General features: G+C 62.5%; 19 protein-coding genes. 11 read left to right on the top strand and 8 right to left on the bottom strand.

Annotated elements, in window-relative coordinates; genetic code table 11:
* Position 1: 1 nt before the first annotated feature.
* A complete protein-coding gene (locus ACTHLA_RS02045; RefSeq protein ID WP_440184815.1) occupies positions 2–1660 on the bottom strand; it encodes an MFS transporter in 1659 nt (552 codons plus the stop codon).
* 141 nt (positions 1661–1801) lie between these two features.
* Between ACTHLA_RS02045 and ACTHLA_RS02040 the strand changes: the two genes are divergently transcribed.
* The 3 genes from ACTHLA_RS02040 to ACTHLA_RS02030 all read left to right on the top strand — a co-directional run bounded on the left by ACTHLA_RS02040 (position 1802) and on the right by ACTHLA_RS02030 (position 3833).
* Positions 1802–2065, top strand: coding sequence for a hypothetical protein (locus ACTHLA_RS02040; protein WP_440184813.1), 264 nt, complete (start codon positions 1802–1804; stop codon positions 2063–2065).
* Positions 2066–2123: 58 nt separating this feature from the next.
* Positions 2124–2741: a carbonic anhydrase gene (locus tag ACTHLA_RS02035; protein WP_440184810.1), complete on the top strand. Its 618-nt coding sequence runs from the start codon at positions 2124–2126 to the stop codon at positions 2739–2741.
* Positions 2742–2924: 183 nt separating this feature from the next.
* Positions 2925–3833 (top strand): aldo/keto reductase, encoded by a 909-nt coding sequence (locus ACTHLA_RS02030; protein WP_440184807.1) that lies wholly within the window; start codon positions 2925–2927, stop codon positions 3831–3833.
* 230 nt (positions 3834–4063) lie between these two features.
* On the opposite strand, the gene ACTHLA_RS02025 is transcribed toward ACTHLA_RS02030, so the two are convergent.
* The 3 genes from ACTHLA_RS02025 to rimO all read right to left on the bottom strand — a co-directional run bounded on the left by ACTHLA_RS02025 (position 4064) and on the right by rimO (position 8891).
* Entirely contained in the window at positions 4064–5671 is a 1608-nt protein-coding gene (locus ACTHLA_RS02025) for a tryptophan halogenase family protein (RefSeq protein ID WP_440184805.1), read from the bottom strand.
* 66 nt (positions 5672–5737) lie between these two features.
* On the bottom strand, positions 5738–7420 hold the full coding sequence (locus ACTHLA_RS02020; protein WP_440184803.1) for a M61 family metallopeptidase: 1683 nt from the start codon (positions 7418–7420) through the stop codon (positions 5738–5740).
* A 55-nt stretch (positions 7421–7475) separates the two neighbouring features.
* The gene (gene rimO, locus ACTHLA_RS02015) at positions 7476–8891 is read right to left on the bottom strand and encodes a 30S ribosomal protein S12 methylthiotransferase RimO (protein ID WP_440184800.1); all 1416 of its coding nucleotides are present in this window, start codon (positions 8889–8891) and stop codon (positions 7476–7478) included.
* 124 nt (positions 8892–9015) lie between these two features.
* On the opposite strand from rimO, the gene fsa reads away from it, so the two are divergent.
* Entirely contained in the window at positions 9016–9669 is a 654-nt protein-coding gene (gene fsa, locus ACTHLA_RS02010) for a fructose-6-phosphate aldolase (protein WP_440184797.1), read from the top strand.
* A gap of 135 nt (positions 9670–9804) precedes the next feature.
* On the opposite strand, the gene glmM is transcribed toward fsa, so the two are convergent.
* Positions 9805–11430: a phosphoglucosamine mutase gene (gene glmM, locus ACTHLA_RS02005; RefSeq protein WP_440184794.1), complete on the bottom strand. Its 1626-nt coding sequence runs from the start codon at positions 11428–11430 to the stop codon at positions 9805–9807.
* Between the two features lie 284 nt (positions 11431–11714).
* Between glmM and glmS the strand changes: the two genes are divergently transcribed.
* Positions 11715–13550 (top strand): glutamine--fructose-6-phosphate transaminase (isomerizing), encoded by a 1836-nt coding sequence (gene glmS / locus ACTHLA_RS02000; RefSeq protein ID WP_440184792.1) that lies wholly within the window; start codon positions 11715–11717, stop codon positions 13548–13550.
* 165 nt (positions 13551–13715) lie between these two features.
* Positions 13716–14774 carry a glycosyltransferase gene (locus ACTHLA_RS01995; protein WP_440184789.1) on the top strand — a complete coding sequence of 353 codons (1059 nt, stop codon included), beginning with the start codon at positions 13716–13718 and terminating at the stop codon, positions 14772–14774.
* Here ACTHLA_RS01995 and ACTHLA_RS01990 read toward each other — a convergent pair.
* Positions 14751–15527: a glycosyltransferase family 2 protein gene (locus ACTHLA_RS01990; protein ID WP_440184786.1), complete on the bottom strand. Its 777-nt coding sequence runs from the start codon at positions 15525–15527 to the stop codon at positions 14751–14753. The two genes, ACTHLA_RS01995 and ACTHLA_RS01990, sit on opposite strands and share 24 nt — an antisense overlap.
* 153 nt (positions 15528–15680) lie before the next feature.
* On the opposite strand from ACTHLA_RS01990, the gene asnB reads away from it, so the two are divergent.
* Entirely contained in the window at positions 15681–17471 is a 1791-nt protein-coding gene (gene asnB, locus ACTHLA_RS01985) for an asparagine synthase (glutamine-hydrolyzing) (RefSeq protein WP_440184783.1), read from the top strand.
* A gap of 88 nt (positions 17472–17559) precedes the next feature.
* On the opposite strand, the gene ACTHLA_RS01980 is transcribed toward asnB, so the two are convergent.
* Complete coding sequence (locus ACTHLA_RS01980; protein WP_440184780.1) at positions 17560–18240, bottom strand: hypothetical protein; 681 nt, start codon at positions 18238–18240, stop codon at positions 17560–17562.
* A 205-nt stretch (positions 18241–18445) separates the two neighbouring features.
* Positions 18446–18856, bottom strand: a complete 411-nt coding sequence (locus tag ACTHLA_RS01975; protein ID WP_440184778.1) for a hypothetical protein — start codon at positions 18854–18856, stop codon at positions 18446–18448.
* Positions 18857–19030: 174 nt separating this feature from the next.
* On the opposite strand from ACTHLA_RS01975, the gene ACTHLA_RS01970 reads away from it, so the two are divergent.
* The 4 genes from ACTHLA_RS01970 (at position 19031) to ACTHLA_RS01955 (ending at position 21803) form a co-directional block, all read left to right on the top strand.
* Positions 19031–19531, top strand: coding sequence for an SRPBCC family protein (locus ACTHLA_RS01970; protein ID WP_440184775.1), 501 nt, complete (start codon positions 19031–19033; stop codon positions 19529–19531).
* Positions 19524–19835 carry an ArsR/SmtB family transcription factor gene (locus tag ACTHLA_RS01965; RefSeq protein WP_440184772.1) on the top strand — a complete coding sequence of 104 codons (312 nt, stop codon included), beginning with the start codon at positions 19524–19526 and terminating at the stop codon, positions 19833–19835. The genes ACTHLA_RS01970 and ACTHLA_RS01965 overlap by 8 nt, the downstream gene beginning before the upstream one ends.
* A 140-nt stretch (positions 19836–19975) precedes the next feature.
* A complete protein-coding gene (locus ACTHLA_RS01960; RefSeq protein ID WP_440184770.1) occupies positions 19976–21187 on the top strand; it encodes an LL-diaminopimelate aminotransferase in 1212 nt (403 codons plus the stop codon).
* Positions 21188–21575: 388 nt separating this feature from the next.
* A complete protein-coding gene (locus ACTHLA_RS01955) occupies positions 21576–21803 on the top strand; it encodes a hypothetical protein (RefSeq protein ID WP_440184767.1) in 228 nt (75 codons plus the stop codon).
* Positions 21804–21862: the final 59 nt, after the last annotated feature.

The raw sequence follows: 21862 nt of genomic DNA, 5'->3' as shown, positions 1-21862 counted from the left end.
CCTACTCGATCGCGTGCAAATCGCGCCCGTGGGTTTCCTTCAGGAACAGCAGCGACACCACGGCCGCCACGCCGCCGGTGATCACCGGATACCACAGGCCGAAATAGACATCGCCCGACGCCGCCACCATGGCGAAGCTCAAAGCGGGCTGGATGCCGCCGAACCAGCCGGTGCCGATATTGTAGGGCAGGCTCATGGCGGTGTAGCGCACGCGCGTCGGGAACATCTCGACCAGCAGCGAGGCCATCGGCCCATAGAGCGCGCAGCAGGCGATGGCGAACACCACCAGCACGGCGAACATGATCCAGAGATTGCTCTTGGCCGGATCGGCCTTGTCGGGATAGCCCGCCTTGGTCAGCGCCGCCTTGAGCTGGCCGGTCAGACCGGCCTTCATCGCCTTGACGCCCGCCTTGTCCAGCCCCGCCGCCGAGCCGACGGCGAGGGTCTGGCCGCCGACGCGGATCATGGCCTCGGCCTGCCCCGGCGCGTTTTCGCTTTTGTAGGGCGTGTTGATCCCGGCGGCGACGCTGCGCGCCACGTCGCACGGCGAGGTGAAGGTCTTGGTGCCGATCAGGTCGAACTGGAAGTGACATTGCGCCGGGTCGGCGATCACCGTGACCGGCGCCCGCTGCATGGCGGCCTCCAGATCGGGATTGCCGTACTTCATCAGGGCGTGGAAGCCGGGAAAGAAGCTGACCACGGCCAGCACCATGCCGAACAGCAGCACCGGCTTGCGCCCGATGCGGTCGGACAGGGCGGCGAAGGTGATGTACAGGAAGGCCGACACCAGGGTCATGCCCATGATCAGCGTGTTCATCACCTTGGGGTCGATCTTGACGATCGCGGTCAGAAACACCTGGGTGTAGAAGAAGGCCGTGTACCACAGCACGCCCTGCGCCGTCATGAAGCCGAACAGGGCGATCAGCATGCCCTTGAGATTACGCCAGCGCGTGAAGATCTCCGCCAGTGGGGCCTTGGCCACCTGACCGGCCTCGTGCAGCGCCTTGAAGGCCGGGCTCTCCGCGGTCTTGGCGCGGATATAGACCGAGACGGCCAGCAGCCCCGCCGACACCACGAACGGAATGCGCCAGCCCCAGTCGTCGAAGGCCTCCGGCGTCATGGCGCGGCGCGTGGCCAGAATGACCAGCAGGGCGGCGATCAGGCCGAAGGCCGCCGAGGTCTGTATCCAGCCGGTGAACTGGCCGCGCTTGCCCGCCGGGGCGTGTTCGGCGACATAGATGGCCGCGCCGCCATATTCGCCGCCCAGCGCAAAGCCCTGAACGATGCGCAAACCCACCAGCAGCAGGGGCGCGGCGTTGCCGATCTGCGCATGGGTCGGCAAAAGGCCGATGGCGATGGTGGCCAGTCCCATGACCAGAATGGTGTAAAGAAAGGTGCCCTTGCGCCCCTTGCGGTCGCCGATATGGCCGAAGACCAGCGCGCCGATCGGCCGGGCGATAAAGCCGACCGCAAAGGTGGCCAGAGCCAGAATGACGCCCAGCGCCCCGGCATTGGCGAAGAAGTTTTTCGCAATGGTCGCGGTCAGCGTGCCGAAAATGAAGAAGTCGTACCATTCGAAGGTGGTGCCCGCCGCCGAGGCCGCCACAATGGTTTTCAATCCGCCAAAGCCCTTGTTTTCCGACACTTTCGCCCCTGTCATCCTGCCTGATCCGTTTTTATGGCCCCCATTTGACCAATATCGCGGTTATTGGCAAGCCTGTTGCCGCTGCTGTCGTTAACCTCTGGCGGGTCGCCGGATTTGCGGTTAAGCTTGGCTTCCGATCGAGGAAGGGGCCTGAACATGAAATTTCCCGCACCCGCACGCGCGCCGGAAGGCCCTTCGGCTGGCCTGACCTCCTATGCCCGCCGTCCACGCATCCGGCCCGTACAGATCGCGATCAATATCTTTGAGGCCCTGCTGGGCCTGCTTGGCGTGGTGGTGATCATCCTCGCCCTGCGTTACGGCTCATTTGAAAAGGCGGGCGCGGCGCTGGACGGCGCTTTCGGCTGCCTGAAGCACGGTCTGGCGGGCATGATTGCGCATTTCAGTAGCGAAAAGACTTGATCCACAGGCTGCGCGGTTTATAGGTCGCCGCGATTTGAGGTTTGGGAGAACAGGTTTCATGCTGGACGCGCTTATCGAGAACAACCGCCGCTGGTCGCATCGCAAGACCGAGATCGACCCGCAGTTCTTCCGCCGTCTCGTCGCCCAGCAATCGCCCGAATATCTGTGGATCGGCTGCTCCGACTCGCGCGTCCCCGCCACCGAAATCGTCGATCTCGATCCGGGCGAGATGTTCGTCCATCGCAACATCGCCAACCTGGTCCCGCCGCAGGACTCAAGCTGCCTGAGCGTCTTGCAGTTCGCCGTGCAGGTTCTGAAGGTCAAACACATCCTCGTCGTCGGCCATTATGGCTGCGGCGGCGTGCGCGCCTCGCTGGAATCGAATGGCGACAGCCTGATCGACCACTGGCTGTCGCCGATCCGCGAAGTCGCCCACGCGCACCAGCACGAACTGGACGCGCTGGACGACCATGACAAGTTCGACCGCCTGTGCGAATTGAACGTCAAGCAGCAGGTGCGCAATCTCAGCGTCAATCCGATCGTTCTGCGGGCGTGGCGCGAAGGCCAGCCCCTGGCCCTGCACGGCTGGGTCTATGCGCTCAATAACGGCTATGTCACCGATCTGGGCGTCACCGTCACCTCGCTTGAGGACCGTCAGCGCCATTTTGACGTCTGATGCGGTTTACCTTTCGGTCATAGCGGTTAATCTGCGTTAACCCATCGAATTCATTACCAAAAAATAATCGAACCGCATCGGTTTTTTTTCGCGCGTAAAGACCTTCTTCAGGATTTCAGCCGCACATTCCAGCCGTTACGCCGAGGTTAAGGCGTAGGGTTAATTTTGGAATAAGCAAACGGCATGACGGCCATCCTCGGTCTGGGGACCGCGCAATTCGGCGGCGACTACGGCATATCGAACACGCGCGGGCGCGTGGGCGAGGACGAGGTGCGTTCGATCCTGCAACTGGCCGCCGACTGCAAGGTGCTGGCTCTGGACGCCGCCTGGTATGATGGCGATGTCGAACGCATCGTCGGGCGCAACTGGCCTTTCCCGTCGCCGTTCAAGCCGCAGATCCGCACCCTGCCTCTGGACAAGGGGCTCGACTGGGTGGAGTCGCGCCTGCGCCGCAGCGTCGAACATATGGGACTGGCGCGCGCCCACGCCGCTCTGGTCGATCGCGCCGAAGACCTGACGGGAGAGCAGGGCGACGCCCTGTGGGCGCGGCTGGAAAAGCTGAAATCCGAAGGTCTGATCAGCAAGATCGGCATTTCCGCGACCCATGCCGATCAGCCGCTCCTGCTGGCCAGACGCTTCAAGCCCGACCTGATGCAGGTGCCCGCCTCGATCCTCGATCAGCGCCTGGTGCGCTCCGGCGAGATCAGGGCCATAGCCGATCTCGGCGTCGAGGTGCAGATTCGCGAAGTCTTTTTGCAAGGCCTTCTGTTCCTGCCGCGCGAAGCCCTGCCCGCCAATCTGAGCGCCATCGGCCCGCATCTGTCGCGCGTGCGCCGCATCATGGCCGAATGCGGCGCCGATCCGCTGCACGCGGCCCTGTCCTATGCGCTGAATATCGACGGCGCAGCCTCGGCCATCGTCGGCGTGACCTCGGCGGCGGAGCTGCGCGCCATCATCGCCGCCTCCGAACGTCCGACCCCGCGCATCCCGTGGGAATCGCTGGCGCTTAATGACGAGGTCGCGCTCGACCCGAAACAATGGTTCGCCGACCTCGGCGAACGCGCGCAACGCCGCCTTGTGCGGGTGGCTTAAGAGCCAGATCGCGCGGCTATTGGCGCCTCGTCAGGCGGCTTTGAAAAGAGAACCACAGATTACGCAGATTTACGCAGATTTTTTCGGCGCGATCTTGATTAGCTTCTGCGAGCGCCTGTCCTTAAAGGCGCTTCGCGCCGAAAACCGCATGCTTTTCAGGCTCTATGCCGGGAACCCGCAAAAAAATCTGCGCAAATCTGCGTAATCTGTGGTTCCCCTTCCTTTTCAACCTAACCCGCCGCCGCGCAGTACTGCCGGATAAAGTCCGCATGGCTCGGCGCGTCCTTCGCCATCGCCTGCACGTCGCGGCGCATATGGGCGCACACCTCCGTCAGATCCTGAAGCGGGAAGTTGTCCGTGAACGGGTCATAGGCGTCGGGCTGGATGTCGAATCCGTCCCACATGCACAGCCAGGACGGATCGAAGAAGCTGTCGTGATCGTAGCGCACAAAGACGCCGCGCGCCTTCCACGCCTCGTACTTGGCCTGCAATGTGTCGGGAATTTCCATCTCGCGGCACGCCCGCCACAGCTCGCCGTCCGACCGCTTATTGGCCCAGTAATGCAGGATGATGAAGTCACGGATGCGTTCATATTCCAGCCCTGCGCGACGGTTATATTCCTCCGCCAGAGCCGGAGCGCAATCGCGGTTCGGAAACAGTTGCAACAGCTTGTCGATTCCGACCTGAATCAAGGTGATGCTGGTCGATTCCAGCGGCTCCAGAAAACCGCCCGACAGGCCGATGGCCACCACATTACGGTCCCACAGCTTTTTCGCATGACCCGCCGTAAAGCGCACAAAGTTCGGCTCGCCGATCACTTCGCCGTCCAGCTCGGCGCGCAAAGCCGCTTCGGCCTCATCATCGCTGATCTGAGCGGACGCATAGACATAGCCATTGCCGACGCGGTGTTGCAACGGAATCCGCCAGGTCCAGCCCGCCGTCATCGCCTTCGAGCGCGTCAGCGGCAGAAAGTTGTCAGAATTTCCGAGGGCCGATGCATCGGCCTGAGGCAAGGCCGACTGGCCGCCCGAGCTTATGCGAGGAGAAGCCTGCGTGGCGTTTGAACGCAAAAAATTATGCTTACAGGGAATCGCCACCGCCCGGTCGCACGGCAGCCAATGGCTCCAGTTGTTGAACCCAGCCTGCATGGCGCCCTGAATCAGCAGGCCGCGAAAACCGGAGCAGTCGATAAACAGATCGCCCGCGACCTCGGCGCCGCTGTCCAGCTTCACCCGCTCGACAAAGCCGGTTTCCGGCTGCTGGACGACCCCGGTGATCTTCGCGTCGATGCGCGTCACGCCGCGCTGTTCGGCATAGCCGCGCAACAGTCGCGCAAACAGGCCCGCATCGAAATGCACGGCCCAGTCATAGATGAGAAAATCGCCGCGCGCCTGCGGGTCCTGAGGCCGGAAACGCCCGGCATAGGCCATGGCGTCGCCGAGGCAGTAGTCGCTGAGCGGCCACGGCTCGCCCGCTTCGCGCAGCCTTTGCCAGATGTGGTGAAATTCGACCGGCCCGCCGGGCAGGCCATAACGCCCGAAGGAATGGAAGAAGCGATGCCCGGCCTCGCGCCAGCCATCGAACTCGATGCCTAACTTGAACGAGCCATTGCTTGCCTTCATCACCTCAAAGGCGTCGAGGCCCAGCGAGGCGAAATAGCTGCGGATCGCCGGCACGGTCGCCTCGCCGACGCCGATCGTGCCGATGGCGGACGATTCGACCAGCGTAATGCGCACATCGCGCTGCGCCAGCCGCTGCGCCAAAGACGCCGCCGTCATCCAGCCAGATGTGCCGCCCCCGACAATAACAATAGACCGGATCGGTTCGCGTGAAGCCATGTGCGTTTCCTTTTTGCCGAACCTTAGCCCAGCCCAAGGCGCGCAGGCAATGCGGCTTAATGGCGTTCAGTTGTTGGCTACGGCTTCGGTGCAGGTCTGTACCTGCGCCTTCGTCAAATTGTCGGGCATGACGACCCTCTGACGCTCATACGTCGCCTCGCCCTGAGGCAGATAGGTGATAATTTGTGTCTGGCCGTCCGGCGTCTTGACGCGGAAGCTATACGGCACTGTTGCGTCATCGGAATCGCCGCTCAATCGCGCCAGATAGGTCATGCCGTCGCGCAGACCGGCCTTATAGGCGTTGCTGTCGGGATTAACGCCCGTAAAGACGCCCGTGGCGCCTGATTTATCGGCGTCATAACCGCGGTCGAGCACAGGCGACTGTTCAGTGACGACCTTCAGGCAGCCCCCCAAGACGTCCGCTGTCAACAGGATCGGCACGCCGTCGGTAATATGCTGTTGCAAATCGCTGCGTTCATCGATCCCGAAGCCGTCCATGACCTTGGTGACGCGCGCGACGAAGCTCAGCTTGACGAAGTCAGGATCAGCCTTCGCCGTCGCCTGCATGGCGTGCATCATCTGATCGAGCGTTACACCCTTGGCGCGCCAGTCGGCATTCCACTGCGCGGCCAGGATTGCGCCGCGATCATAATCGGTATGGCTGACAGCATCGTCGCTACTCCAGAAATCGGCGGCGGCCTGATGGTTCGGCGCATTGCGGTCGGCCGACAGGGCGTAGCGGTTCAGCGCCATATTCCAGGCGGAGATATAAGCCTTCAGGTCGATGATCCCGGCGCGCAGGGCCAGTTTACGGCTGTAATAGTCGGTCAGCCCTTCCGAGAACCAGTAACCGGTTGCGCCTTCGGGTTCCGCTCCGCCCAGGGCAATCGGGTTCCAGGTGTGGAAATATTCATGGGCGTTATAAAGATAGAGGATGTCTGGCGATATGTTGTGCGTGGCCATGACGTCGAATCCATCGGAGACGCCGGTGCCCTCATAGGTCTGACCCGCTCCGGCGTCGATCTGGGACAGGGTGATGAGGAAATGATCCGGCCCTTCGCCCCAGAAATCATTTTCGGTCTGCATGGCGTGCAGGAGGTTGCGGTTCATGTTGGCCATATCGAACTGGAATCGCCCTTTGCTGGCGACGGTAAGGTCAGAATCACCAATTTTCAGGTGGACCGTTCGCAGATCGATGCCGCCCAGCACGACGCTGCGGACCACGTCGCGCACCGCGCCGCCTGATGGCGACATGCTGGCCGCGATGGTCCATGCGCGTGGAAATGTAGGTTCGTAGCGCGCAGCTTCTGTTTCGCGCCCCTTTGGCCAGGCGAACATGTCCGGTCCGAAGACGTGAAAGCCGTCCGGCGCGATCACAGGCAGGCTTGTCATATCGGCTGGCGGGACAATGCCAGCCTTTAGATTGGCATCGAGGCGATAGCTGACAACAATGTCTGCGTTCGGCTTGGAATGCAACCGGCGTATGTCAGGCGTCGGCGCTTCAACCTCACTGGCGCCGGTAATCTGAAGGTTGTTAAGGTATTTATAGAGGTCTTTCTCACCGCGATAATGGTTCGGCAATTGCAGATCGGTGACGCCATCCGTATCGGCTGGAAAGCGCATCTCAACGCGCAAGGCCTGTAACTGGCCGTTCCGCATGACTGGTGACAGGCGATAATCGACCTCCGCGCGCGTCGCCAGAGGCGTTGCCAATACGGCCAATGCGCAGATGGTTATCGTCAGTTTCATGATTGCCCCTCGTCTTCACACCAGACTGGCGATGAAAACGGGCGGCTTTATGACTTTAAATCCGTGAAATCAGATTGTGCATCCGCTTCTTCTGCACCGCCCCCGGCACACGCCCAGGAACACGATTGAGCTTGATCAGCCCTTCCGGTTCGCCCCACAGGTCGTAGGCGTCGGCGCGGGTGACCTTGGCCTTGACCAGATCGCCCGCCTTCAGGCCGGTAAAGCCTTTCAGGAAGATATGGCCGTCGATCTCCGGCGCGTCGCCACGGGTGCGCGCAATCGCCGTCCCGTCATTGCGGATATCATCGACCAGGCAGTCCTCGACGCGCCCGACCTTGGCTTGCAGCTTCTGCGCCGAAATGCGCGAGGCGACCGCCATAAAGCGCGCCAGGCGGTCCTGCTTGACCTCCTCCGGCACATGATCGGGTAAGGCCTGCGCCGCCGCGCCGGTGACGTTCTCATAGGCGAAGGCGCCGACGCGGTCGAGCTGCGCCGCCTCCAGCCAGTCGAGCAGCAGGTTGAAATCGGCCTCGGTCTCGCCGGGAAAACCGACCACGAAGGTCGAGCGCAGGGTGATGTCGGGGCAGACCTCGCGCCACGATTCGATGCGTTGCAGCGTCTTATCCTGATTGCCCGGACGCTTCATAGCTTTCAGAATCTTCGGGCTGGCGTGCTGGAACGGAATGTCGAGATAGGGCAGGATCCTGCCCTCCGCCATCAGCGGAATGACGGCGTTCACATGCGGGTACGGATAGACATAGTGCATCCGCACCCAGACGCCCAGTTCGCCAAGCCCGCGCGACAGGTCTTCGAATGAGGCGTTCCAGTTCTGGCCGCGCCATTCGCTCTGGGCGTATTTGATGTCGAGCCCATAGGCTGACGTGTCCTGCGACACCACCAGCAATTCCTTCACCCCCGCCTGCGCCAGCTTCTCGGCTTCGCGTAAGACCTCAGCCACCGGGCGCGAAGCTAGATCGCCGCGCAAAGACGGGATGATGCAAAAGGTGCAGCGGTGATCGCAGCCTTCGGAAATCTTCAAGTACGCGTAGTGTTTCGGCGTCAGATGCACGCCGGGATCGTTTTCGGGGATTAGCGGGCGGAACGGATCGGGTTTGGGCGGGACGATGTTGTGGACCGCGTCCATCACCGCATCATACTGATGCGCGCCGGTGATGGCGGCGACATTGGGGAAGCGTTCGCGGATCAGATCGGCCTCGCCGCCCATGCAGCCGGTGACGATCACCTTACCGTTTTCGTTCAGCGCCTCGCCAATGGCGGCCAGGCTCTCCTCCTTGGCGGAATCGAGGAAGCCGCAGGTATTGACCACCACCACATCGGCCCCGCCATAAGAGGCCGAGGTCGCATAGCCTTCGCCGCGCAGGCGGGTCAGGATGCGCTCGGAATCGACCAGCGCCTTGGGGCAGCCAAGGGAGACAAAACCGACGCTGGGTTGCGATGACGATGTGGTCATGAACAAAGTACTTGAGTTTACGGGGGCGGGGATTTAAGGCGCTTCCATAATCACAAATCCGTCTTCAATGAAAGCTATTCCTGACAAACGCGCTCAGGGATGCTTCCCTCTAAAGGAATAGCTCATGCTGCTTTTCGCCGATACCGCCGATACGAAAGTCCTCGCCGAACTGAAAGAAACCGGCCTGATCGATGGTGTCACCACCAACCCGACCATCATCGCCAAGTCGGGCCGCAACATGTTCGAGGTGATCAAGGAGATCTGCGAGCTGATTGACGGCCCGATCTCGGCCGAGGTCGCCGCGACCGACGCCCCGACCATGATCAAGGAAGGCGAAAAGCTGGCCGCCATCGCCTCGAATGTGGTGATCAAGGTGCCGCTGACCATCGAAGGCCTGAAAGCGACCAAGGAATTTTCGGCGCAGGGTCTGATGACCAATGTGACCCTGTGCTTCTCGGTCAATCAGGCCCTGCTGGCCGCCAAGGCGGGCGCGACCTTCGTGTCGCCGTTCGTGGGCCGTCTCGACGATCAGGGCGCGGACGGGATGCAGCTGATCCACGACATCCGTCAGGTCTATGACAATTACGACTTCGACACCGAGATTCTGGCGGCCTCCTTGCGCAACACGTCGCATATTGCCGAGGCGGCTCTGGCGGGCGCCGACTGCGCGACCCTACCGCCGCAGGCCTTCAAGGACATGTTCAAGCACCCGCTGACCGATAAGGGGCTGGAGACGTTTCTGGCCGACTGGGCGAAGACCGGACAGAGCATCCTCTGATCTTACGGGGCGTGGGGGCGATTGCCCCCACATCTTATCACTTAACAAAACACCCGGCCCAAAAGGCCGGGTGTTTTGTTAAGTCAAAAGGCTTGGGGCCAACTGGCCCCAAACCCCATAAGCGCGGAGCAGACTCTACCCCGCCATCACCCCGGCAATCTCCTCAACCACCGCCTTGACCAGCCCCGCATCATCCCCCTCGGCCATCACCCGGATCAGCGGCTCCGTCCCCGACGCGCGCACCAGCACCCGGCCCGACCCGTTCAGGCGTTCCTCGCCCGCCTTGATCGCCGCCTTGACCTCATCGCGCTCCATCGGGCTCGACCCGGAATATTTCACATTTTTCAGAAGTTGCGGCACGGTCGAAAACTGCTTGCCCAGCTCGCTCATCGGCTTGCCCGTCTCCACACGCTCGGCCAGAACCTGAAGCGCCGCGATCAGACCGTCGCCGGTCGTCGCATAGTCGCTCAGGATCACATGCCCCGACTGCTCGCCGCCGATATTGAACCCGCCCTCGCGCATCCGCTCCATCACATAGCGGTCGCCGACCTTGGTGCGCTCCAGGGCCAGACCCTGCTTCGCCATAAACCGCTCCAGCCCCAGATTGGACATGACCGTCGCCACCAGACCACCGCCCTTGAGCAAACCTTTACGCGCCAGCGACCCGGCGATGATCGCCATGATCTGATCGCCATCGACCAGATTGCCGTGCTCGTCGCAGATCACCACCCGGTCAGCGTCGCCATCAAGCGCAATGCCGATATCGGCGCGCAGCTCGCGCACCTTCTGCGCCATCGCCTGCGGCTGGGTCGAGCCGCACTTTTCATTGATATTGATCCCATCCGGCGCCACGCCGATCGGAAACACCTCCGCGCCCAGTTCATACAGCGCCAAAGGCGCCACCTTGTACGCCGCGCCATTGGCGCAATCGACCACCACGCGCAGGCCCGCCAAAGTCAGATGACGCGGGAAGGTCGCCTTGGCGATCTCGACATAGCGCCACTGCGCGTCATCGACCCGCTGCACGCGGCCCAGCTTGTGCGCCTCCGCGATGCCCTCCAGGATATTGCCGTCCATGCGCGCCTCGATGGCCAGCTCGACCTCGTCGGACAGCTTGTAACCGTCCGGCCCGAACAATTTAATCCCATTGTCGGCGAACCCGTTGTGCGAGGCCGAGATCATCACCCCTAAATCCGCGCGCATCGAGCGCGTCATCATCGCCACGCCCGGCGTCGGCAAAGGCCCGAACAGGCGCACATCCATGCCGACCGAGGTGAAGCCCGCCACCAGAGCCGGTTCGATCATATAGCCCGACAGGCGCGTATCCTTGCCGATCACCACCAGATGGCGGCGGTCGGAATCGGACATGAACATCTTGCCCGCCGCCATGCCGACGCGATAGGCGACCTCGGCGGTCATCGGGAAGCTGTTGGCGCGGCCTCTGATGCCGTCGGTGCCGAAATATTTGCGCGTCTTGTTCATCGCGGACATGTGCGAAGCCATTTCTTCATTACGATTGCGGATCGGGTTGTAGCCATAGAGCGACAGGGCCTGACGAAACTCGTTCATCTTGGCGGTGGCCAGGGCGATAAAAGCGGCCTCCAGCTTATCGACCGTCTCCGGGCGCGGCGCCTTGGTCGAACCGTTCAGCGCGCGGAACAAACTCGATTGCGCGACGCCCGCCGCATCGGCGACATCCTTGATCGACACGCCCGACGCGCTCATCGCGTTTTGCAGCCGGTCCCATTTGGTTTCGCTCATGGCCTTTAGTGTCCTGAATAAAGGAGAATGGGCGCAAACTAAACCCCTTGGCGCATATTTGCAATCATTTCATTGCATAAATTTGCCAGTCACCAGACCAATCTGCGTTAAAATTGCATTCATCATGTTGCAATTGGGGCTTTTGGGCCAAAGGCGGCCATATTTTCGCTTAATCAGCCGAAATTACGTAATGAATTGTCATTCGAATTTATAGCAATTCAAAAATTGGTATGCTATGCGTAAAATGCAATATGGCCTCGCGCCGAGCCTCAGGAGACGTCAGCATGTGCGGAATCATCGGTATTATCGGTCAGCAACCCGTCGCCCCGCGCCTGCTGGAATCGCTTCGCCGCCTCGAATATCGCGGCTATGACTCGGCGGGTATCGCGGTGGCGACCCCAACCGGCGTCGAACGCCGCCGCGCCGAAGGCAAGATCCGCAATCTCGACGCCGTCCTGCATGACGAACCGCTTACCGGTCAGGTCGGCATTGGCCACACCCGCTGGGCCACCCACGGCGCGCCGAGCGTGCGCAACGCCCATCCGCACGCCTATGGCGCGGTCACCCTGGTTCACAACGGCATTATCGAAAACTATGCCGATCTGAAGGCCGGTTTGCAGGCGAAAGGCCACGTCTTCGAGTCCGACACCGACACCGAGGTCATCGCTCACCTGCTCAATGACGCGCTGGAAACGCAAGCCCCGCGCGCCGCGTTCCAATCCGTGCTGGACCAGCTCCACGGCGCCTATGCGCTGGCCATTCTGGTCCGCGGCGAGGACGAGACGATCTTCGGCGCGCGCCGCGGCTCGCCTCTGGTGGTCGGCTGGGGCGAGAACGAGATGTTCCTTGGCTCCGACGCGCTGGCGGTCGGGCCGTTCACGCAGCGCGTCACCTATCTCGAAGAAGGCGACTGGGTGGTCATCACCCGCACCGGCGCCGAAATCCATGAGGCCAGTGGCGATCTGGTCCATCGTCCGGTGACCACGGTGTCGGCCTCGGCGGCTCTGGTCGAAAAGGGGTCTTACCGGCACTTCATGGAAAAAGAAGTGCATGAGCAGCCCGAAAGCACGCAGCGCACCCTGTCGGCCTATCTCGACCCGGTGGCGGGCGCGGTGCGCGCCGACATCAAGGCCGGTATCGACTTCGCCAAGGTGAGCCGCCTGCAAATCATCGCCTGCGGCACCGCCTATTATGCGGGCGCGATCGCGCGCTATGCGTTCGAGACGCTGGCGGGCCTGCCGGTCGATGTCGAGGTCGCGTCGGAATTTCGCTACCGCAGCCCGGCCATGACGCCGGGAACTCTGGCGGTCGCGGTGTCGCAATCGGGCGAAACGGCGGACACGCTGGCGGCGCTGCGCTGGTGCAAGGATCAGGGCTTAAAGACCGCCGCCCTGGTCAATGTCCATACCTCGACCATGGCGCGCGAAGCCGACCTGATGTGGCCGACCCATGCCGGGCCGGAGATCGGCGTCGCCTCGACCAAGGCCTTCACCGCCCAGCTTTCGGCCCTGCTGGCCCTCGTCGTGGCGGCGGCGGCGCAGCGCGGCCGCATCGCCCCGGCGGATGAAGCCTTCTACGTCCAGCAACTGCTCGAAGCGCCGGGCCTGATCGCGGAAGCCCTGCATATGGACCCGGAGGTGGCGCGTGTCACATTCGATCTGTCGAAGGCGCGCGACGTCATCTATCTCGGTCGCGGCGACATGTTCCCGCTGGCGCTGGAGGGCGCGCTCAAGCTGAAGGAGATCAGCTATATCCACGCCGAAGGCTATGCGGCGGGAGAACTCAAGCACGGCCCGATCGCCCTGATCGACGAAAACACGCCGGTGGTGGTGATCGCGCCGGACGACGAACTGTTCGAGAAAACCGCCTCGAACGTGCAGGAGGTCGCCGCGCGCGGCGGCCGCGTGGTCATGATCACCGACGCCCCCGACAAGGCCCCAACCCTGTCCGGCGACGCGGCCAAATCCCTGAAGCTCATCAAGGCCCCGGCCTGCCACAGCTTCATCGCGCCTTTGGTCTATGCCGTCCCGATCCAGCTCCTCGCCTACCACACCGCCGTCCACAAGGGCACCGATGTGGACCAACCGCGCAACCTCGCCAAGTCGGTGACGGTGGAATAACCCCGCCTTGGGTGAAAGCAAGGTTAGCGCAGCAACGACCCGAACGGCGTGACGGCGCCTTGGCGATGAAGGGGTTTTGTTCGACGACACATCTATGCTGAACGCCGATCTTGGCCTAAGTGTCGGCGATCGGCGGCACGCCTGCCCTCATGCACGGACTACGCCATGGCGCGACCTTTAAGGATATTGAACATCATGCTGGCGCGGGTGCGCGGCGGCGTTGAAAGCATGGCGCTGACCTATCATGAAGCCCTCAGGTCGCAAGGGTTTGACGTGCTGAGTCTTGGCCATCCGCAAGGCGTTCTGGCGGAGAACCTTCCGCCCCTGGAGTTCAAACCTGTCAAGGCGCGCTTCAACCTGGATCCCATCGCCATGCTCCGCATCGCCCGGCTGAGCCGGGCATTTCAACCCGATCTCGTCCTGACCCATGGCAACCGCGCCGCCGGACTGGCGCTCAGCCCCATCCTGTCCATTGATGATCGCGTCGTCTGCGTGCTGCATAACGCTTTTTTCAAACCGCACCTCAGGCATTGCCGCGCCGCCCTGTGCGTCAGTTCCAGCATATTGGAGGCGGCGCGCGCCTATATGCCTGAGGTCGACCTGCATCTCATGCCCAATTTTGCCCGGCTTGACGTCGGCGCCGTCCGCAGGCCAAAGCCGGACGCGCCGGTCCCAGACGCGCCAGTCATTGTGGCTCTGGGCCGCCTGCATGAGCAAAAAGGATTCGACGTCCTGATGAACGCCGCCGCGCACCTGCGCCAGATGGGCCTGGATTTCCGGCTTCTCATCGGAGGCGAGGGCGAGGAGGGCGTCCGTTTGCGCGCGCAGGCCCACAGGCTGGGCCTTGGCGACACGGTCGTTTTTCAGGGATGGATCGATGATCGCGCCGCATTTCTGGCGCAGGGCGACCTCATGCTTGTGCCATCGCGCTACGAACCGTTTGGTCTGGTCGTGATCGAAGCCCTGGCGGCGGGTCTTCCGGTTATCGCATCTGATCTTGAGGGGCCACGCGAAATCCTGGATCGCGGGCGACTTGGCGCCGTCGTGCCGGCCGAGAACCCCGAGGCGCTGGCGAAGGCCGTCCAAACGGCGCTGGATCAGTACCCGCAGACCTGTAAGCGGGCGGCGATGGCGCAGCAGGAGGCCCTCAAAACCTATGGTTTCGAGGCCGGGGCGGCGCGTCTGGCCCAGGTCTTACGTTCACTTTGCATCGCCGCGCACTGACCGATTGGCGCGCATCATCTTGAACAGGCGATAAAAGCGCGCCTCGGCGGCCAGATGCGCGCTGATCACCCCGTCCAGCCCACCGGTGAAATGCCGTCGCATTATAAAAAACTTCAAGAAAGTCAAAGGGTATTCAAGCGGAACGCGCAGCCACAGCGCCCAGTTCGGCTTTTTCAAAGTGCGCGCCTGCAAGGAGGCGTAGGCGTCGAGCTTGGCCTTTATGTGGGCGTAGGAGCGCGCGGAATGATGGAGGACGGGCGCGCGTAGCTGGCCCACGGCGTGCGCGCCGGCGTCCACGGTGTCGTGTACGGGACTATCGCGAAAACGCATGACGCGCCGGTCGTAGAGACGAATGTAATTATTATAGTCGGCCCAGAGCCGGGGCGTCATCTTGCCGGGATAGATGTTCATGATGCGCAGCCTGTAACCTGGCCGATCTGGCCCGGCGGCCATCAGCCGGGCGATCTCATCGCGCAGCCGATCCGACAGATATTCATCGGCGTCCAGATTGAGAATCCAGTCATGCCGGGCGCAATCTTCGGCGAAACGCTTTTGCGGGCCATAGCCGCGCCAGTCGTGATGGACGACGCGCGCCCCGGCCGCTTGGGCGCATTCGACGGTCCCATCGGTTGAACCGCTGTCGATGACGACGACGTCATCGGAGAGGCCACGCGCGGCCTCAAGGCAGCCAAGGATGCGATCAGCTTCATTTTTCGCGATAATACAGATGCTTAATTGGTTTGCAGAAGGCATCTTGTCACGTCTGAAATTTTGTTACATCCATATGACACCGCGCCGCCGCGCTGTCTGTAAATTTCTTTACGGCATACGGTGCGCGGTGGTGTCAAAATATAATGATTGCGCCGCCTTATCAGGTCAGGCGCCTACCGGGGAAGACACGTCAATATGTGCGGAATCGCAGGCGTCATGAGACGCGAAACGCCGCCGGAAGCGGCGCACTTGCAGGCCCTGACCGAAGCGCTCCATCACCGCGGCCCCGACGGGTTCGGCGTTCATGTCGAGGGTTGCGTCGGCCTCGTACACACCCGCCTCGCCATCATAGACATCGTCCACGGGCAGCAGCCCTTTGTCAGCGCTGACGGCGGCGTCATCGCCATCGCCAACGGCGAAATCTACAATGACCCGGAACTGCGCCGTGAAATGAGCCGGGCCGAGTTTCGCACCGGCTCGGACTGCGAATGCGCGCTGCATCTTTACCAGGCGCATGGCGCGCGCTTCGCCAGCGCCCTGCGCGGCATGTACGCCATCGCCATTTACGACCGTAAGGCGGACCGGCTCGTGCTAAGCCGCGACCGTTTCGGCATCAAGCCGCTCTATTATGTCTGCCGCGACGACCTGTTCGCTTTCGCCTCCGAGCCCCAGGCCCTGATCAAGGCCGGCCTGGCCGCGCCGTCCCTCAATCCCGCCGCCATCGCCGAACTGCTGCAAATGCAGTTTGCGACGGGCGAAAAGACCCTGTTCGGCGGCGTATGCCGGGTGCTGCCGGGTGAGACTCTGGTGGTTGAGCAGGCCCGCATCGTCGAACGCTTCCGCCAGGGCGATGTCTTCGCCGCCGCCAGGTCATATCCGCCGGCCGTCGCCTTGCAACAGCTTGAGCGCAAGCTACTCGAAAGCGTATCGGCCCATATGCGCTCCGACGTCCCCTATGGCCTCTTCCTGTCGGGCGGCGCCGATTCTGCGGCGTTGCTGGCCGCCATGAGCCGACTCAGCGACACGCCTGTCACAGCCCTGACCGCCGCCTTTCCCGAGATGGCGCACAAGGACGAATCCTTGAAGGCGCAGAGACTGGCCAAGGCTTGCGGCGCGGATCACCATATTGTCGAGGTCGTCGAACGGGACTTTCTCAACACCTTGCCCGCCCTGGCCGCCTGCCTCGACGATCCGGTGGCGGACGCGTCCGCCCTGCCCATCTATACGCTCGGCGCGGCCGCGCGCGATCTTGGGCTCAAGGTCGTGCTGAGCGGCGAAGGCGCCGACGAACTCCTCGGCGGCTATAAGCGCTATCGTCGCGCACGCTGGTTGTGGGGGCTATGGCGTGAACGGACGCGCACGCGCGGCATCGTCGAACGCTCGCCGGGCTGTTCCGGCGTGCTGGCGCGCTGGCGCACCGGTATCGCGGCGGCTGAAGGGGTAAGGCGATCCGAAGATTTGAGCCCCATCCAGCGCCTGCAGGCCATTGATTGCGCAGAATGGCTGCCCAACGACCTGCTGCTCAAATTCGACCGCTGCCTTATGGCGCATGGCGTCGAAGGACGCACGCCCTATCTCGACTCGCAATTTTCTCCGTTCGCGGCGAATCTGTCCGACGATCTGAAGGTGCGCGGCAAACACGGCAAGTGGCTGTTGCGTCAATGGCTGGCCGAGAACCTTCCCGAAAGCGCGCCCTGGGCGCGCAAGCAGGGCTTCGTCGCCCCCGTCGCCTGCTGGACACAAGGTCACGCCGCGCGCCTCGTCCCCCTGCTCAGCCGACACCCCGCCATAATGGACATGAGCCTTGAAGGTCATGTCGAACGCGTCTTCGCCGATGCTCGCCAGGGACAGGCGGCGTGGAATCTGCTGTTCTACGCCCTGTGGCATTCCGTGCATTGGCAAGGCGTTGACGCCAGCGGCGATATTTTCGAAGTGCTTGACGCGGGCGGGCGGCAGGCCCTGTCCGTCCAGACGGAAGCCGCGTAAGCGCATTTCATGCTCTTGGTCCATTCTCTTGGTCCATTCTCCGGGATGGACAAAAAGCGTCAATGACGGATCAGGCCGCTGGCCTTTGTCATGACTTCGCGCCGATCTGGGCCAGCGCCGGTACGGCGTTAAAGCGCACACTTGTCGCGCCTGTCCAGTCGGCGGGCGCGAAAACCACCTGAGCGGCGTGCTTGTGGCCCTCCTTGTCAGTGAAGGCCGCCACGGCGGGCAGGGGCCTGGCTGCGCCATTGGCGAGGATGACCTCGCCCGACGTCACGCCGTAAAACACGACGCGGTCAAGGTTCGGTACGGCCAGGGCCAACAGCCCGGCCAGCGTCTTCGATCCGGCATGGGCCTGACTGACCGCCTGAGCCAGAGCGCGGGCGTCCATCGTCTGGGCGAGGGCGGCGTTGGGCGTGACATTGAGTTCGACGCCGAACCTGGCGCCATCCGGACGCACATAGGTCACGGTGGCGGTTTTCAGTTGTGCGGGCGTCGGCAGCGGTGACAGATCGGTCGGCTTGGCGGTGTCGATGGGGATTGCGCCGCCGCCCTCGTGGAGGGTCAGGCGCACCTGTTCGGGTCTCGCGCCCTGGACGTGCAGGCGGTAGCTGAGGTGAAACTGGCTGCGATCGGCGGGCGCCAGTTTGTAATAGCTGTCCAGAAACGGAAACAGCTTGTCCGCCGGAACGGTCTTGGTCTCGGCAAACGCGGTCGTAGCGGTCAGGGCCGCGCCCAGCAGGACAGCGGCGGCAAAGATCGTGCGCATGGTTGTGAGTCCCCGGTTGTCAGAAGATCATCTCAAACAACCCATTGCGCCCGATTTGTGGCGGGCTGATCTTGGGCGCGATCCGATGAAGCGGAAACCCCTTCTGGCTTCACCGCACCGCGCTTCACTTATCATCACGACGACATACAGGTCAGATGATCGTCAAGGCCTCGGTCTTGACTGACCTGGCTAACATCCGGCGGGCCTACCAGCGCGGATGATGAGGGTGATGACGCATGCCGTGGCGCTCATGCCGCATGGGAGGCCGCATCGGCGTCACCACAATCTCGCGCACCTCGACGCGGCGTTCACGCGGGACGCCGTCCACAAAGTACGGTCCGTCCGGGCGCATGATCACCGGATGGCGGACCGTATCGCGCGCGGGAACGCCACATCCGCAGCCGACCTCGGCCTTGCGGATGACGGTCTTATGCACGACCTTTTTCACGACGACCTTTTTGGCGGGCGCTTTATAAACGGCTTTATGAACCGTCTTATGCGCGACCGGCCTGTGCACCGGCCTGACCGCGCAGTCGGCGGCCTGCGCCGGAAGGCTCAGGCTCAGGCCCAGAACAGCGGCGCCGGCGAGGGCGGCGGGAACGAACAGCTTGATCATGGCGTATCTCCTTCATGTCCAACAGACGACGCCCGGCAGTATGGTTAAGCCTATCTGAACGCGCCTTGATCGCGACATTCATCTGCGTTCATCCGTGACGCGAATTAATGTGCAACTTTTTGGTTGCCAATTGCGGCCGCCCGGCCTAGGCTCAAGCGACATAAGGAGCCCGCCATGTCCGACCTCAACACCGCGACCGCCATCGTCAAGCAGACCACGCTCAAGGCCAGCCTGCCGCGCGTCTGGCGGGCGATTTCCGATCCGTCCGAATTCGGCCAGTGGTTCGGCCTGCGCTTCGACCGGCTGGCCTTCGTGCCGGGCGAGACCATCACCGGCGCCATCGCCCCCACCGTCGTTGATGCGGAGGTCGCCAAACGGCAGGAGCCGCACCCGGGCAAGCGTTTCTCCATCCGCAACGTCGCGCTCGACCCGATGCAGCGCTTCGCTTTTCAGTGGCATCCGTTCGCCATCGACCCGGACGCCGACTATGATAATGAGCCGATGACCACCGTGACCTTCGCGCTGGAGGAGGTCGATGACGGCGTGCGCCTGACCCTGACCGAAACCGGCTTCGAGCTGATCCCCGAAGCGCGCCGCGCCGTCGCCTTCACCGCCAATGACGGCGGCTGGACCGCGCAGATGCGTCTGATCGCCGGATGGCTGGCGCGTGGCTGAGGCCGAGATTTTCGCGGCTTTAGGCGACGCCACCCGCCTGCATCTGGCGCAGCGCCTGCGCGACGGCCCGGCCTCTTTGGTGCGCCTGACCGAAGGCATGGGCATGAGCCGTCAGGCCGTCGCCAAGCACCTGAACGTCATGCAGGCGGCGGGTCTGGCGGCCTGCGAACGGCAGGGCCGCGAAAGCCTGTGGCGCCTGCAACCGGAGGCCCTGCAACTGGCCCGCAGCCAGCTCGACGCCCTGTCGGCGGCCTGGGATGTGCGCCTTGAGGCCCTGCGCCGCCATGTCGAGCGCGAGCATTAGGTAAATCTCCCACTTGACGCAAAAATTTCCGAAACATTTGCGCGACTGCCCGAAAATTTTGCGCGCAGGGGGATGACAAAGGCGCGCGGATGCGCCATATGGCGCTTTCCCTCTAACCGTTTTCTGGTCCAGTTATCGCCATGCGCGACTTTTATCGCATCCGCCGCCTCCCGCCCTATGTCTTCGAAGAAGTCAACAAGGTGAAGGCAAGGCTGCGCGCACAGGGCGTGGACGTGATCGACTTCGGCATGGGCAATCCCGACATGCCGACCGCGCCGCACATCGTCGACAAGCTGGTCGAGACGGTGCAGAAGCCGAAATCGCACGGCTATTCGGTGTCGAAGGGCGTGCAGGGCCTGCGCAAGGCGATGGCGGGCTATTATGACCGCCGCTATGGCGTCAAGCTCAATCCCGACACCCAGGTCGTCGCCACGCTCGGCTCCAAGGAAGGCTTCGCGAACCTCGCCATGGCGATCACCGCGCCGGGCGATACGGTCATCTGCCCGAACCCGGCCTATCCGATCCACGCTTTCGGATTCCTGATGGCGGGCGGGGTGATCCGCCACGTCCCGGCCCTGTCGCCGGAGCAATATCTGTCCGGCATCGACAAGGCGGTCAAGCATTCGGTGCCGACCCCGTCGGTGATGATCGTCTCCTATCCGTCCAATCCGACGGCGCAATGGGTCGATCTCGACTTCTATAAAGAGGTCATCCGCCTGGCCAAAAAGCACGACCTGATCGTGCTGAGCGACATCGCCTATTCGGAAATCTATTTCGACGACAATCCGCCGCCGTCCCTGTTGCAGGTCGAGGGCGCCATCGAGCGCTCAGTCGAAATCAACTCCCTGTCCAAGACCTATGCGATGGCGGGCTGGCGCGTTGGCATGGTGGTCGGCAATGCCGAGATCTGCGCGGCGTTGGCGCGGGTCAAGTCCTATCTCGACTATGGCGGCTTCACGCCGATTCAGGTCGCCGCCGCCGCCGCCCTCAACGGCCCGCAGGACAATGTCGAGGAGATTCGCAACACCTACAAGTCGCGCCGCGACGTGCTGATCGAGTCGATGAAGCGCGCGGGCTGGGACATTCCGCCGCCCCCGGCCTCGATGTTCGCCTGGGCCAAGATTCCCGATAAATTCGCCGATATGGGCTCGATGGAGTTCGCCAAGATGCTGATCGAGGAGGCGCATGTCGCCGTCGCGCCGGGCCTTGGCTTCGGCGAATATGGCGAAGGCTATGTGCGCATCGGCCTCGTAGAGAACGAACACCGCATCCGTCAGGCCGCGCGCAATATCAAAAAGCTGTTGCTGCCGGAAACCAAGGCGGAAACCGAGCGCGCCGCGAAATTCGCCTGACGGTAACCTGAAGCCTTAGAGCGCCGATCTGATGGACTCAGATCGGCGCTCTAAGTTTTTGTTGTGTCGCTCTTCCTTATCCAAAAAGTGGAACCACTTTTTAGGGAAACGCTCTAAAAATGTGATCAGGAAGGTATGACAGCCCTGTCATACCTTCTTTTGGCCTTCTTTTGCGTATGAAACGCTCTGGCTTTCGTGTCACAGGCGTGTCGCAGAGATTAAAGATGTGTTTATTTTCTTTGACTCAGGACAATTTGTGGGCTTCACTTCCTTCATTGTGCAGCGCACATTTTTTGCAGGATTTTGATGCCGGGGGGCATTTAGCCACATGGACGCGTCGTAAGGCGAAGGTCATGGTGATCCTCCTCTGACAAAAGGAGCGTGCAGCGTGGTCAGTCTGGAGTTCGATCTCAGCACCGAATCGGAATCGGACGCCTTTTTCGGCGCCTTCTTCAAATTCGTCGAAGCGGCGGAAGTCAATGACGCCGACGCCATCTCTGTGCGCTCCGATCCGGCGGGCGACCATCAGGTCAAGGTCGTGACCTTCGCAGACGCCTTTCAGGCCGATCAGTTCAAGACCTACTGGACGCAACGCCGCCGCTGGCTGGGCCTGTAACGGTTTCGCCGCCAAAAGCTCTAAACTCTTAAAAGCCCTGTAAGTCGCGACGGTTTGCG

The sequence above is a fragment of the Asticcacaulis sp. genome (assembly GCF_051956075.1).
Taxonomy (GTDB): domain Bacteria; phylum Pseudomonadota; class Alphaproteobacteria; order Caulobacterales; family Caulobacteraceae; genus Asticcacaulis.
Note: the sequence above shows the minus strand (reverse complement) of the source record. Positions and strands in the feature narration are given on the sequence as shown.